A 13,357-nucleotide genomic window follows, 5' to 3' on the forward strand; every position below is an offset into this window, starting at 1 on the left:
TGCCACCCCGGCTGCCTTTTACTTCTTCGGCGGCGTGAACCGACGGCTGGTGTCCTGCGCGTCCGGCTTCGGAGCCTTGCGCGGCGCATCCTTCTTGAACCCGCCCGGCTTCGCCCCAGCGGCCTTCGCGCCGCCGGTCTTCAGCCCGTCCTTCTTGAAGCCGCCGCGCGCCGGTGCGCCTTCGGTGCGTGCCTTGCCGGCACCCGCCGGGCGCTCCTCGCGCTTGGCCTTGAAGCCCGCGGCCCGTTCAGGGCGATCCTCGCCCGGCCGCGAGCGGTATCCTTCGGAGCGATCCTCGGCCGGGCGCGGCTTGTAGCCTTCGGGACGCGGCGCGCCGCCGTGCGACTTGAAGCCGGCCGAGCGCGGCTTGCCCTCGGCGCCGCCGCCGTGGGACTTGTAGCCCGCCGACCGGGGGGCGGCGTCGGACTTGCCGGCATGGGACCGGAACCCGGCCGCGCGCGGCGCGCGTTCAGCGCGGTCCTGCGGGGTCCAGCGTGCCTTTTCGCGCGGCGCCCGGGCCTCTTCGCCCTCGCCAGCCGCCTCGCGGCGCGGACGGCGTTCCTCCTGCATTTCACGCTTCGCGAACGGCGCGGCCTCGTCGTGCCGGGCGCGCGGTGCCCGGGCCGGACGGTCGTCCGGGGTCCAGCCGGGGCGGCGACCCTCTTCCGTGTCGTCCTCGACGAAGCGGGACGGCTTCGGCTGGTAGGGTGCCTTTTCGCGGCGCGGCGCGGCCTCGTCGCGCGCGGCGCGCGGGGCGGCGGCGGGGCGGTCGGGTCGGGGCTTTCGCATCGGCCGCTCGGGCCGCTCCAGCGAGGGTTCGCCCGCAAGCCGCCGCATCGCCACGCCGGCCTCGATCTCCAGCGCGTCGCCGAAGCGGCTGGCGGCCGCCTTTGCGATCTGCACGAAGGTCTCTTCCTGCTGGACGCGGATCGCGCCGATCTCGTTCTTGGTCACGCCGCCGGCTTCGCAGATCTTCGGCAGAAGCCAGCGCGCCTCGGCACGGCCGGTATGGCCGACGCCGACGGAATACCAGACCGCCTCGCCGAACTCGCCGCGTTCGCGCGGGGCCCGTGCCGCCGACTCGGGCGGCGTCAGGTCCTGCAGCACCTCGGGCGCCGAGCGACCTTCGCGCCATAGCCGCACGAAGGCGGCAGCCATCTGCTGCGGGCCGAAGCGGTCGAGCAGCGTGTCGGCCAGCGGCATTTCGTCGGAGAGATCCTGCGCCAGCACCGGATGTTCCAGCAGCCGCGCGTCGTCGCGTTCCTGCACCTCGTCGGCCGAGGGCGGTTTGCCCCAGTCGGCGACCAGCTTCGCGCCGGTCAGCAGGCGCTGCGCCTTGCGCGCCTCGGAGGGCGCGACGACCAGCACCGACACGCCCTTGGCGCCGGCGCGGCCGGTCCGGCCCGAGCGGTGCAGCAGCGTTTCCGAATTCGAGGGCAGGTCGGCGTGAATCACCAGTTCCAGCCCGGGCAGGTCGATGCCGCGTGCGGCCACGTCCGTCGCGATGCAAACCCGGGCGCGGCCGTCGCGCAGCGCCTGCAGCGCGTGGGTGCGTTCCTGCTGGCTGAGTTCCCCCGACAGTGCCACGACCTGAAAGCCGCGGTTGCCCATGCGGGCGAGAAGGTGGTTCACCGCCAGCCGCGTCTTGCAGAAGACGATGGCGGATTGCGCCTCGTAATAGCGCAGCACGTTGAAGATCGCGTGTTCGCGATCGCGGGCGCTGACGGTCAGGGCGCGGTACTCGATGTCGGCGTGCTGCTTGCGCTCGCCCGCGGTTTGCAGGCGCATGGCCTCGCGCTGGAAGTCCTTGGCGAGCGCCTCGATCTCCTTCGGCACGGTGGCCGAGAACATCAGGGTGCGACGCTCTTCGGGCGCGCTGCTCAGGATGAACTCCAGATCCTCGCGGAAGCCGAGGTCGAGCATCTCGTCGGCCTCGTCCAGCACCACGGCGCGCAGGCCGGTCAGGTCGAGCGAGCCGCGCTCGATGTGGTCGCGCAGGCGGCCCGGGGTGCCCACGACGATATGGGCGCCGCGTTCCAGCGCCCGGCGCTCGGTGCGGTAGTCCATGCCGCCGACGCAGGTCGCGATCTGCGCGCCGGCCTCGCCGTAAAGCCAGCCGAGTTCGCGGGCGACCTGCAGCGCCAGTTCGCGCGTCGGGGCGATGGCGAGCGCCAGCGGCACGTCGGCGAACAGCAGCCGGTCGGCGCCCTGCAGGATCTCGTCGGCGATGGCGATGCCGAAGGCCACGGTCTTGCCCGAGCCGGTCTGGGCGGAAACGAGCAGGTCGCGGCCGGAGACGCCCTCGGCGAGGACGGCTTCCTGAACCGGGGTCAGGGCGTCATAGCCCTTGGCGGCCAGGGCCGCAGCCAGCGGCGCGGCAATATCAGTATGAGTCATGTATCTGCCATGAAGGGGACGCACATGGCGTCCGGGTTGCCGGCCAACCTGTCCCCTTCGCGGACGGGCGTGCCATGCCCGCCGTCCCGAGCAATCTGGGCCGTCCGGGCGCCATACAGGATTCGTCGCGCGCTGTATAGCGGCTTGACGACATACCGACTGATCGGTATGTTGAGCGAGTGGGAGGCGCAATGGGCGACGGTCGGACCCGACTTCTGGAAGCCGCGACCCGGCTGATCCGCGAACAGGGGTTTGCCGCCACCTCGGTCGATGCGATCTGCCGCGAGGCGGGCGTGACCAAGGGGGCCTTCTTCCACCACTTCCCCAGCAAGCAGGCGCTGGGCGTGGCAGCGGCGGAAAACTGGGCCGAAGTGACCGGCAGGCTTTTCGCCGAAGCCTCCTACCACGAACCCGCGGACCCGCTGGATCGCGTGTTCGCCTATATCGACTTCCGCCGCTCGCTGCTGGCGGGCGAGATCGCCGACTACACCTGTCTCGTGGGCACGATGGTGCAGGAGGCCCATGGCCTTGCGCCGATCCGCGAGGCCTGCGGCGCGAGCATCTTCGGCCATGCCGGAACGCTCGAGGCCGATATCGCCGCTGCGATGGCAGCGCGCCGTGTGGCGGGGTTCGAGGCGGCCAGCCTCGCCCGTCACATGCAGGCGGTGCTGCAGGGCGCGTTCATCCTTGCCAAGGCGGGGGGAGGGGCCGCGGCGGTCGAGGACGCTCTGGATCATTTGAAGCGGTACATCGGTTTGTTGTTCACGTCCCCGGCGCAGCCGGGATCTGACCCCAACTGAAGGAGACTTCCGATGCCTTACGTCGACGGATTCGTCTGTGCGGTTCCGAAGGACAACCGTCAGAAATACATCGACCACGCCGTCAAGGCGGCCGACAAGTTCAAGGAGCTGGGCGCGATCCAGGTCGTGGAGGCCTGGGGCGACGACGTGCCCGAGGGCAAGGTGACCTCGTTCCGCATGGCGGTGAAGCAGGAGGACGACGAGGCCGCGGTGTTCTCCTGGGTGGTCTGGCCGTCCAAGGAGACTCGCGACACCGCCTGGAAGGCGATGATGGAGGACCCCGAGATGGCCGAGATGGGCAAGGACATGCCCTTCGACGGCAAGCGGATGATCTACGGCGGGTTCCAGACCATCGTGGATGTCTGACATGGGCGGCTTCGTCTGGCACGAGCTGACGACGCCGGACCCCGACGGGGCGGTGGCCTTCTATGGCCGCCTCCTCGGCTGGGAGGCGCAGCCCTTCCCGGGGTCGGACCCGCCCTATCGGGTGATGATGGCGGGCGGCGCGGGCGTCGCGGGAATCTATGCTGCGAAGGCGCCGCAGCCGCCCGGGTGGATCGGCTACATCCATGTCGAGGATGTCGAGGCCGCCTCCACCCGCATCGAAGCCTCGGGCGGCCGTTTCGACGCGCCGGCGGAGGACATGGAGGGCATCGGCCGGATGCGTCTGTCCCGCGACCCGGACGGTGCCGCCTTCGTCCTGATGACGCCGGCCCCGCGCGGGGAGATGCCGCGCCCGGCCGAAGGCGCGCCGGGCGTCCCTATCTGGGACGAGCTTTACGCCTCGGATGTCGAACGGGCGTTCGCCTTCTACGCGGGCTTTGCCGTCTGGACCAGGGACAGCGCGATGGACATGGGCGACATGGGAGCCTACCAGATGTTCGCCGCGGGCGGCCCTGCCATCGGCGGGATCATGCGCCGGCCCGAGCAGATGATGCCGCCGGGCTGGCTGGTCTACTTCACCACCGCCTCGGTCACGGCCTCGATCGCGCTGGCGCAGGAGCTGGGCGCAACGCACCTGTTCGGCCCGCAGGAGGTGCCGGGCGAGATGTGGATCGCGCAGTTCCTCGACCCGCAGGGCCACATGTTCGGCCTCGTCGGACCCCACGGCTGACGCATGAGGCGGCCTGCCTAAAGGTGCAGGCCGCTTTGCCTCTTGGACTTTCCTGGACCCGCGCGCATATAGGGGCACCACGTCAGACGGAGGAAGAACCCATGCTCGGATTCGGGGACAAGACCGCCAATGGCGCCGCTCCGCAGGGCGGTCTCGTCAAGGACACGTCGGAAGCGACCTTCATGGTGGACGTGATCGACGCGAGCCGCGATGTCCCGGTGATCGTCGATTTCTGGGCGCCCTGGTGCGGCCCGTGCAAGACGCTCGGCCCCGCGCTCGAGGCCGCGGTCATTGCCGCCAAGGGCAAGGTCCGCATGGTCAAGGTCAACGTGGACGAGAACCAGATGATCGCGGCACAGCTGCGCATCCAGTCGATCCCCACGGTCTTCGCCTTCTTCCAGGGCCAGCCGGTCGATGCCTTCCAGGGCGCGCTGCCGCCTTCGGAGGTCAAGAAGTTCGTCGACAAGATCGCGGCCCTCGCGGGCGACGGCGGCCTTTCCGAGGCGCTCGCCGCGGCCGAGGAGATGCTGGCCGAAGGCGCCGTCGTCGATGCGGTGGAGACCTTCGCCGCGATCCTGGGCGAGGAGCCGGAGAATGCCGCCGCCTATGCCGGGTTGATCCGCTGCCATCTGGCGATGGGCGATCTGGCGCAGGCCGAGGGGCTGGCGAATGCGGCCTCGCCCGCCATCGCCAAGGCCAAGGAATTCGAGGCGGCAAAGGCGCAGATCGAGCTGGCCAAGCAGGCCGCCAAGGCCGGCCCGGTGGCCGAGCTGACGCGCGCCGTCGAGGCCGACCCGTCGAACAGCCAGGCGCGCTTTGACCTCGCGCTCGCGCTTCATGCGGCGGGGCGGATCGACGAGGCGGTGGAGACGCTGCTGGAGCTGTTCCGGCGCGACCGCGAATGGAATGACGGGGCGGCCCGGGCGCAGCTTTTCACCATCTTCGACGCGCTGAAGCCGACCGATCCGATCGTTCTGAAGGGGCGCCGCCGGCTGTCCTCGATGATATTTGCCTGATCCATGGGCCGGGCTAGTTCTGAGCCCATGATCAAGCAGGCGGACCTTCCCGACGTCATCCCCGTGTTCCCGCTGCCCGGTGCGCTGCTGCTGCCCCGGGCCCGGCTGCCGCTGCACATCTTCGAGCCGCGCTACCTGCAGATGCTCGACGATACGCTGAAGACGCGGCATCGGCTGATCGGCATGGTGCAGCCGCGCGACGTGCCGGACGGCGCCGAGAAGCGGCTCCACGCCATCGGCTGCGCGGGCCGCCTGACCGGCTTTTCCGAGACCGAGGACGGGCGCTACATGATCACGCTCTCGGGGATCTCGCGCTTTCGCGTGGTGTCGGAGGTGCAGGGCTTCACGCCCTATCGCCGCTGCAACGTGGACTGGGCGCCCTTCGCCCGCGACCTCGGCCCGGTCGAGACCGACTGCGGCTTTCGCCGCGACGCCTTCCTTGAACTGCTCGGCCGCTACTTCGCCGCCATGGAGCTTTCGACCGACTGGGGGTCACTGCGCGAGGCCGAGGAGGAGCTGCTGATCAACTCGCTCTCGATGCTCTGCCCCTTCGATCCCGAGGACAAGCAGGCGCTGCTCGAGGCGCCCTCGCTTGAAACCCGGCGCGAAACACTGGTAACGCTGATCGAATTCGCCCTGAGGGGCGGCACTGGTGAAGAGGTGATGCAATGAGCGACTCCCCCCTGTTCGACCGCCGGATGCTGGAGGCGCTGGTCTGCCCGGTGACCCAGGGCGTGCTGAGCTATGATGCCGAGCGGCAGGAACTGGTGTCGAAAGCGGCGCATCTGGCCTTTCCGATCCGCGACGGCATCCCGATCATGCTGGTGTCGGAAGCCCGCGCCCTCTAGGCGCGGGATTGCCCGGGCGGGCCAAGCCAGCCTGGAATGTCGCGGCACTTAGATCGGCTTGCCCTGCAGCAGCTTCGGCAGATCGCCGCTCAGGCCGGCCGCCTGCCGGATGAAGCCGCGACGCAGGCCCGGAAGGGCGTTCACGATCCCGATGCCGAGGTCGCGGCCCGCGCGCAGGACCGGGTTGTCGTTCGAGAACAGCCGGTTCACCGTATCCATCCCCATCGCGAGCAGGGTGGAGTCGAAGCGGCGCCACTGCTGGTAGCGCTGAAGGACGAGGGGCGAGCCGATGTCCTCTCCGCGCCGGCGTGCTAGGGTGAGCACCTCGGCCAGGGCCGCGACGTCGCGCAGGCCGAGGTTCAGGCCCTGCCCGGCGATCGGGTGCACGCCATGCGCCGCATCGCCCACCAGCGCGACCCGCGGCGCCACGAAGCTGTGCGCCAGCGACAGCGACAGCGGATAGGTGAAGCGCTTGCCGGCAAGCGCGATCCCGCCGAGGAAATCCCCGAAGCGCGGGCGCAGTGCGTCGAGGTAGTCGGCGTCCGGCAGGGCCTGGATCGCCGCAGCGTTCGCGTCGCTCTCGCTCCAGACGATCGAAGACCGGTTGCCCGGCAGCGGCAGGATCGCCAGCGGACCCGAGGGAAGGAAATACTGCCAGGCGGTGCCTCCGTGCGGGCGCTCGTGGTCGATGGCGGTCACCAGCGCGGTCTGGCCGTATCCCCAGCCGGTCCGCCGGATGCCGGCCCGGGTGGCGGTGCCGCTCTGCCGCCCGTCGCAGCCGACCAGCAGCCGGCCGGTCAGCCGCACCCCGGTCGAAAGCGTCACGGTGACGCCGGTGGCCGTCACCTCCTGCGCCTCGACGCTGGCGCCCGAGATCAGGCGGATGCGCGGCTCGGCCTCCATCGCCGACAGGAAGGCGGCGTAGAGGAAGCGATCCTCGAGCATGAAGCCCATCGGGCCTTCCTCGATCTCGGCATGGTCGAAGGCGAGGAAGAAGGGCGAGGGCCCGGTCGCCGTCGTCCCGTCGGTCGTCACGATCCGCAGGATCGGCTGGCTGTGGGCCGCCACCCCCTGCCAGAGCCCCAGCACCGACAAAAGCCGCTTCGAGGCCAGTGCCAGCGCATAGGCCCGGCCGTCGAAGCCGGCCTCGGCCCGGGCAGGGGCGGGGCGCGCATCGACCACCGCCACCGTGAAGCCGGTCTGGGCCAGCGCGAGCGCCAGGGCGGGACCATTCAGGCCGCCGCCGGCGATGAGGATGTCGGCATCTTGGATCATGGCGGCCAATATGGCCGGCCTTGCAGGATTGTCCAGTGAGGGCAGCGGCGTTACCGTCCGCCGCGGACAAGGGAGCGCGAGATGGACTGGCTTTGGATGACTGCGGCGGAGCTGGGTCGGGGGATCGAGGCCGGAAGGATCCATCCGGTCGAACTGACCGAGGCCTTCCTCGACGCCGCCGAGGACCACCCGGAAAGCCACCGCATCTATGCCCGGCTCACCCGGCCGCGGGCGCGCGCCGAGGCGATGGCCGCGGCCCAGCGGGCAAAGCTCGGCCTGCGGCGAGGGCTGCTGGACGGGGTCCCGCTGTCGTGGAAGGACCTGTTCGACACGGCCGGCATCGCGACCGAGGCCGGTTCGGCGCTGCTCGCGGGGCGCGTGCCCGAGCGCGACGCCGAGGTGCTGGCGACGGCGACGCTGGGCGGTCTCGTCTGCCTCGGCAAGACCCACATGTCGGAGCTGGCGTTCTCGGGGCTGGGGCTGAACCCGGTGACGGCGACGCCGCCCTGTGTGAACGATCCCGTCGCCGTGCCGGGCGGCTCGTCATCCGGGGCGGCGGCCTCGGTCGCCTTCGGGCTGGCGCCGGCGGCCATCGGCACCGATACCGGCGGCTCGGTCCGCATTCCGGCGGCCTGGAACGACCTGACCGGCCTCAAGACCACCTCGGGGCGGCTGTCGCTGCGCGGCGTGGTGCCGCTGGCCGAGCGGTTCGACACCGTGGGGCCGATCGCCCGCAGCGTCGAGGATTGCGCGATGCTGCTGGCGGCGCTGGAAGGCGGCCCGATGCCGGACCTGCGCGGCGTGTCGCTGGCCGGCACGCGGCTTCTGGTGCTGGAGACGGTTGCGCTCGAGGGTCTGCGCGAGGCGCCGGCCCAGGGGTTCGAGGAGGCCGTTGGCCGCCTCGCCCGCGCCGGCGCCCGCATCGAGCGGGTGGCGGCGCCCGAGGTGGCAGAGGCGATGGCTCTGGCCGGGCCGCTCTTCACCGGCGAGGCCTATGCGATCTGGCGTGAGGCCGTCGAGGCGGCGCCGCAGCTGATGTTCCCGCGCATCCTCGAACGGTTCCGCTCGGGCGCGAGCGTCGGGGTGGCGGATTACGTGGCAGGCTGGCGCCGGCTCATGGCACTGCGGGCGGCCTGGGGCGAGCGGACCGCCGCGCATGACGCCGTGCTGGTGCCGACCTCGCCGATCCTGCCCCCGCAGGCCGAGCGGCTGATGACGGACGAGGACTATTACGTCACCGAGAATCTTCTGGCGCTGAGAAACACCCGGATCGGCAACCTGCTCGGTCTGCCGGCGCTGACGCTGCCGACCGGCCAGCCGTCCTGCGGGATCTCGCTCATGGGGAGGCCGATGGGCGAGGAACGCCTTCTGCGGCTGGGGCTTGCGGTCGAGCGGGCGCTCGGCTGACGGGCGAAAAAGCCACAGCCCGACGCGGCCCTGAAGCCCGCGGGCCTTTTTCTGGACCCTCCGGGAAGTTGCCGCTATCCTGCGGCAAAACGGGGCGTTACGACCCCGATCACGAGGCAGCAATGGCATTTCCCGAGCGGTTTTCGAACCTGCCAGATTACGCATTTCCGCGTCTGCGGAAGCTGCTCGACTCGCACGCTCCGGGCGGCGAGCCGATTGCCATGACCATCGGCGAGCCGAAGCATGCCATGCCCGGTTTCGTCGGCCCGGTGCTGGCCGCCTCGCTGCAGGGCTTCGGGGTCTATCCGCCGAACGACGGCACGCCGGAACTTCTGGATGCGATCTCCGGCTGGCTTGCCCGGCGCTATCGCGTCGAGGTCGGGCCGGATCGCCTGATGGTGCTGAACGGCACGCGCGAGGGGCTGTTCAACGCAGCCCTTGCGCTGGTGCCCGAGCAGAAGCGGGGCCGCCGGCCGGTCGTGCTGATGCCGAACCCGTTCTATCAGGTCTATGCGATGGCCGCGCTCGCGCTGGGGGCCGAGCCGGTCTATGTGCCGGCGGTGGCCTCCAACGGCTTCCTGCCGGACTACGCGGGCCTGCCCGCCGAGGTCCTCGAGCGGACGGCGCTGGCCTATCTCTGCTCGCCAGCCAATCCGCAGGGCGCGGTCGCCTCGCGCGATTACTGGGCGGGTCTGATGGCCCTGGCGGAGAAGCACGATTTCCGCGTCTTCGCCGACGAATGCTATTCCGAGATCTGGCGCACGGCGCCGCCGGTCGGCGCGCTGGAGGTGGCGGACGCGGCAGGCACCGATCCCGAACGGGTCTTCGCCTTCCACTCGCTCTCGAAGCGCTCGAACCTGCCCGGATTGCGGTCGGGCTTCGTGGCCGGCGGGGCCGAGGGCATCGCCCGCATCCGCCAGTTGCGCGCCTTCGCCGGGGCACCGCTGCCCCTGCCGGTGCAGCGGGTGTCCGAGCGCGCCTGGGCCGACGAAACCCATGTCGAGGCGAACCGCGCGCTCTATCAGGAGAAATTCCGCATCGCCGATCAGGTGTTTTCCGGCATGCAGGGCTATATGGGACCCGAGGGAGGCTTCTTCCTCTGGCTGCCCGTGCCCGACGGCGAGGAGGCGGCGCTGCATCTCTGGCGCGAGACCGGGGTGCGGGTTCTGCCCGGCGCCTATCTTGCGCGCGAGGTCGGCGGCGAGAACCCCGGCAAGGGCTATATCAGGGTCGCCATGGTGGCCACGAAGGACGAAATGCAGTGCGGGCTGATCCGGCTCCGCGACTGCCTTTACGCGTGAGGACGGTAGCATGGCATCCTATAACGCTCGGCAGCGCGACCCGCTTCTGGATCAGAACATGCAGGCGATGCTGGAACGGCGCGGACGCGAGCTGCTGGGCATCGGCCTGCTGATCACGGCGCTCTGCTTCCTGCTGATGCTCGGCACCTACTCGCCCGAGGACCCGGGCTGGATGGTCGCGACGGACGAGCCGGCGCAGAACGCGCTTGGCCGCTTCGGGGCGGCGGTGGCCTCGACGCTGATGATCATCGCGGGCAAGGGCTCGTGGGGCCTGCCGATCGTCTCGGCGGCCTGGGGCCTGCGCTTCATGCTGCATCAGGGCGAGGAGCGCGCGCTGGGCCGCATCGTCTTTGCCGTGATCGCGGTGGCGCTGGGGTCGGTCTATGCCGCGACCCATGTGCCGGGACCGGAATGGACCCATTCCTTCGGTCTGGGCGGGCTTTTCGGCGATACCGTGCTGGGTGCGCTGCTCGAGATCGTGCCGCTGCCCGCGGCCATCGGGCTGAAGCTTCTGTCGCTGCTGGTCGGCGGCGGGGTGGTGGCCATGGGCCTCTTCGTCTGCGGCTTCGACCTGCGCGAGTTGCGCGCGGTCGCGCAGTTCCTGCTGGTGGGCCTCGTCGTGACCTACAACACCGCGCTGCAACTGGCCGGCCGCGGCTCGGCGCAGGCGGCGCAGCTGCTGCAGGAGAAGATCCAGGCCCATCGCGAGGGTCGGGCGGCCGTCGACGCCGCGGTGATGGCCGAGGCTATGCCGCGTCCGCGCAGCAGGTTCCGTCAGGCAGAGCCGGAGCCGGAGCCTGCCCCGGCCCCGCGGCCGAGCTTCCTCAGCCGCTTCCGCCCTGTGAGCGCGCCGGACATCGACCCCGAGGCGGTGATCGAGCAGCCGGCATGGGGCCGCCCGGCCGTGCTGCGGGCCGAGCCGCGCCATGTCGAGCCGGAACCCGCGCCGGTGCGCGAACGCACGGGCCTTCTGGCGCGGATGCCGCAACTGATCCGGCGCGCCGCCGATCCCGAGGCCGAACTGGTCGAGCCCCTGCTTTCCGCCTCGGCCGCGAATGCCGAGGGCCCGACCGAGGACCGGATCAAGGCGCGGATCAATGACGTGATCCGTTCGCGCGTGCGCCAGACCACGGCGCCGCTCTCGCCGATCGCCGCCGCCATCGCCCGCCGCGAGCCGCCGGTGGCGCGCCGCCGCACCGGCCCCGCCCCGCTGGTCGCCACCCGCCGCGGCCCGATGGAGCTGCCGCCCGAGCCGCCGCTGGTCGCGAGCGAGAAGATCCGCTTCGCCTCGGGCATGGTGGCCAGCCGCGGGCCGGTCGCCGCGACCGCCCGCCTTGCCGTCAGCGCGCTGGAGGCGGCGACCGCCTCGGCCCGTGCTCCCCGCCTTGCGGTGGACCTCGACGATTACCCGGCCGATGACGAGGACTATCTGTCGGACGAGGCCCTGTCCCTTGAGGCGGATGCCTATGGCGCCGAACCGGACGAGCCGGAATGGCGCGAGCACGAGGATTTCGACGACAGCGCCGACTGGGCGCTCGACCTCGCGCGGCCCGAGACGAAGCCGGCCGCGCCGCGCGCGCCGGAGCGGACGGTTGCCGTGCAGATGCCGCAGGCGCGGCCGCAGCCCTCGCGGCAGGCGGTGGCGGAAGCCCAGCCCCGGATGCGGTTCGAGGAGCAGGAGACGCATTACGAACTGCCGCCGCTGTCTCTGCTGACCTGCCCCTCGACGATCGTGCGCAACACGCTGTCGGTCGATGCCCTGAAGGAAAACGCTCGGATGCTCGAATCCGTGCTGGACGACTATGGCGTGAAGGGCGAGATCGTGGACGCGCAGGCGGGCCCCGTCGTCACGCTTTACGAACTGGAGCCGGCGCCGGGGCTGAAGGCCAGCCGCGTGATCGGTCTGGCCGACGACATCGCGCGCTCCATGTCGGCGCTTTCGGCCCGCGTCTCGACCGTGCCGGGGCGGACCGTCATCGGCATCGAACTGCCGAACGCCAGCCGCGAAAAGGTGATCCTGCGCGAGATCCTGTCGTCGCGCGACTTCGGCGACAGTTCGATGCGGCTGCCGCTGGCGCTGGGCAAGGACATCGCGGGTCGGCCGGTGGTCGCGAACCTCGCCAAGATGCCCCACCTGCTGATCGCCGGGACCACCGGCTCGGGCAAGTCGGTGGCGATCAACACCATGATCCTCTCCCTCCTCTACAAGCTGACGCCCGAGGAATGCCGGCTGATCATGATCGACCCGAAGATGCTGGAACTTTCCGTCTATGACGGCATCCCGCACCTCCTTTCCCCCGTGGTGACCGACCCGAAGAAGGCGGTCGTCGCCCTCAAGTGGGTCGTGGGCGAGATGGAGGAACGCTACCGCAAGATGTCCAAGCTCGGCGTCCGGAACATCGAGGGCTACAACGGCCGCGTGTCCGAGGCGCTCGAGAAGGGCGAGATGTTCAAGCGGACGATCCAGACCGGCTTCGACGAGGACACCGGAGAGCCGGTGTTCGAGACCGAGGACCTCCAGCCGGTCAAGCTGCCCTTCATCGTCGTCGTGGTGGACGAGATGGCCGACCTGATGATGGTCGCGGGCAAGGAGATCGAGGCTTGCATCCAGCGCCTCGCGCAGATGGCGCGGGCGTCGGGCATCCACCTGATCATGGCGACGCAGCGCCCCTCGGTCGACGTCATCACCGGCACGATCAAGGCGAACTTCCCGACCCGGATCAGCTTCCAGGTCACCTCGAAGATCGACAGCCGCACCATCCTGGGCGAGCAGGGGGCCGAGCAGCTTCTGGGCATGGGCGACATGCTCTACATGGCGGGCGGGGCGAAGATCACCCGCATCCACGGCCCCTTCGTCAGCGACGAGGAAGTCGAGGAGATCGTCAACCACCTGAAAAGCTTCGGCCCGCCGAAATACATGTCCGGCGTGGTGGAAGGCCCCGAGGACGACAAGGCCGACGAGATCGACGCGGTGCTGGGCCTCGGCGGCAATACCGATGGTGAGGACGCGCTTTACGATCAGGCGGTGGCGGTGGTCGCCAAGGACCGCAAGTGCTCGACCTCCTACATCCAGCGCAAGCTGGGCATCGGCTACAACAAGGCCGCGCGGCTCGTCGAGCAGATGGAGGAGAACGGCGTCGTCACCGCCGCGAACCACGTCGGCAAGCGCGAGATCCTGCTGCCGGAGCAGTGAGCGTCG

General features: G+C 70.4%; 11 protein-coding genes. 9 read left to right on the plus strand and 2 right to left on the minus strand.

All coding sequences use genetic code 11. From position 1 onward, the window contains the following. Positions 1 to 18: 18 nt before the first annotated feature. Positions 19 to 2,397: a DEAD/DEAH box helicase gene (locus tag CK951_RS00410; RefSeq protein WP_096784303.1), complete on the minus strand. Its 2,379-nt coding sequence runs from the start codon at positions 2,395 to 2,397 to the stop codon at positions 19 to 21. 191 nt (positions 2,398 to 2,588) lie between these two features. On the opposite strand from CK951_RS00410, the gene CK951_RS00415 reads away from it, so the two are divergent. The 6 genes from CK951_RS00415 to CK951_RS00440 all read left to right on the plus strand — a co-directional run bounded on the left by CK951_RS00415 (position 2,589) and on the right by CK951_RS00440 (position 6,175). Next, positions 2,589 to 3,197 carry a TetR/AcrR family transcriptional regulator gene (locus tag CK951_RS00415; protein ID WP_096784304.1) on the plus strand — a complete coding sequence of 203 codons (609 nt, stop codon included), beginning with the start codon at positions 2,589 to 2,591 and terminating at the stop codon, positions 3,195 to 3,197. 12 nt (positions 3,198 to 3,209) lie between these two features. Further along, positions 3,210 to 3,563, plus strand: a complete 354-nt coding sequence (locus CK951_RS00420; protein WP_096784305.1) for a DUF1428 domain-containing protein — start codon at positions 3,210 to 3,212, stop codon at positions 3,561 to 3,563. Position 3,564: 1 nt separating this feature from the next. Beyond that, positions 3,565 to 4,311, plus strand: coding sequence for a VOC family protein (locus CK951_RS00425; protein ID WP_096784306.1), 747 nt, complete (start codon positions 3,565 to 3,567; stop codon positions 4,309 to 4,311). A gap of 101 nt (positions 4,312 to 4,412) precedes the next feature. Further along, the gene (gene trxA, locus CK951_RS00430) at positions 4,413 to 5,327 is read left to right on the plus strand and encodes a thioredoxin (RefSeq protein ID WP_096784307.1); all 915 of its coding nucleotides are present in this window, start codon (positions 4,413 to 4,415) and stop codon (positions 5,325 to 5,327) included. A 27-nt stretch (positions 5,328 to 5,354) separates the two neighbouring features. Then, positions 5,355 to 5,999 carry an LON peptidase substrate-binding domain-containing protein gene (locus CK951_RS00435; protein WP_198402377.1) on the plus strand — a complete coding sequence of 215 codons (645 nt, stop codon included), beginning with the start codon at positions 5,355 to 5,357 and terminating at the stop codon, positions 5,997 to 5,999. Continuing rightward, entirely contained in the window at positions 5,996 to 6,175 is a 180-nt protein-coding gene (locus CK951_RS00440; protein ID WP_096784309.1) for a Trm112 family protein, read from the plus strand. The genes CK951_RS00435 and CK951_RS00440 overlap by 4 nt, the downstream gene beginning before the upstream one ends. 48 nt (positions 6,176 to 6,223) lie before the next feature. On the opposite strand, the gene CK951_RS00445 is transcribed toward CK951_RS00440, so the two are convergent. Beyond that, positions 6,224 to 7,450, minus strand: a complete 1,227-nt coding sequence (locus tag CK951_RS00445) for an FAD-dependent monooxygenase (protein ID WP_096787111.1) — start codon at positions 7,448 to 7,450, stop codon at positions 6,224 to 6,226. A gap of 81 nt (positions 7,451 to 7,531) precedes the next feature. Between CK951_RS00445 and CK951_RS00450 the strand changes: the two genes are divergently transcribed. The 3 genes from CK951_RS00450 to CK951_RS00460 all read left to right on the plus strand — a co-directional run bounded on the left by CK951_RS00450 (position 7,532) and on the right by CK951_RS00460 (position 13,351). Further along, positions 7,532 to 8,857, plus strand: a complete 1,326-nt coding sequence (locus tag CK951_RS00450; protein ID WP_096784310.1) for an amidase — start codon at positions 7,532 to 7,534, stop codon at positions 8,855 to 8,857. A gap of 122 nt (positions 8,858 to 8,979) precedes the next feature. Continuing rightward, complete coding sequence (locus CK951_RS00455; RefSeq protein WP_096784311.1) at positions 8,980 to 10,158, plus strand: aminotransferase class I/II-fold pyridoxal phosphate-dependent enzyme; 1,179 nt, start codon at positions 8,980 to 8,982, stop codon at positions 10,156 to 10,158. A 10-nt stretch (positions 10,159 to 10,168) separates the two neighbouring features. Continuing rightward, the gene (locus tag CK951_RS00460) at positions 10,169 to 13,351 is read left to right on the plus strand and encodes a DNA translocase FtsK 4TM domain-containing protein (protein ID WP_096784312.1); all 3,183 of its coding nucleotides are present in this window, start codon (positions 10,169 to 10,171) and stop codon (positions 13,349 to 13,351) included. Positions 13,352 to 13,357: the final 6 nt, after the last annotated feature.

Source organism: Rhodobacter sp. CZR27 (genome assembly GCF_002407205.1).
GTDB lineage: Bacteria > Pseudomonadota > Alphaproteobacteria > Rhodobacterales > Rhodobacteraceae > Cereibacter_A.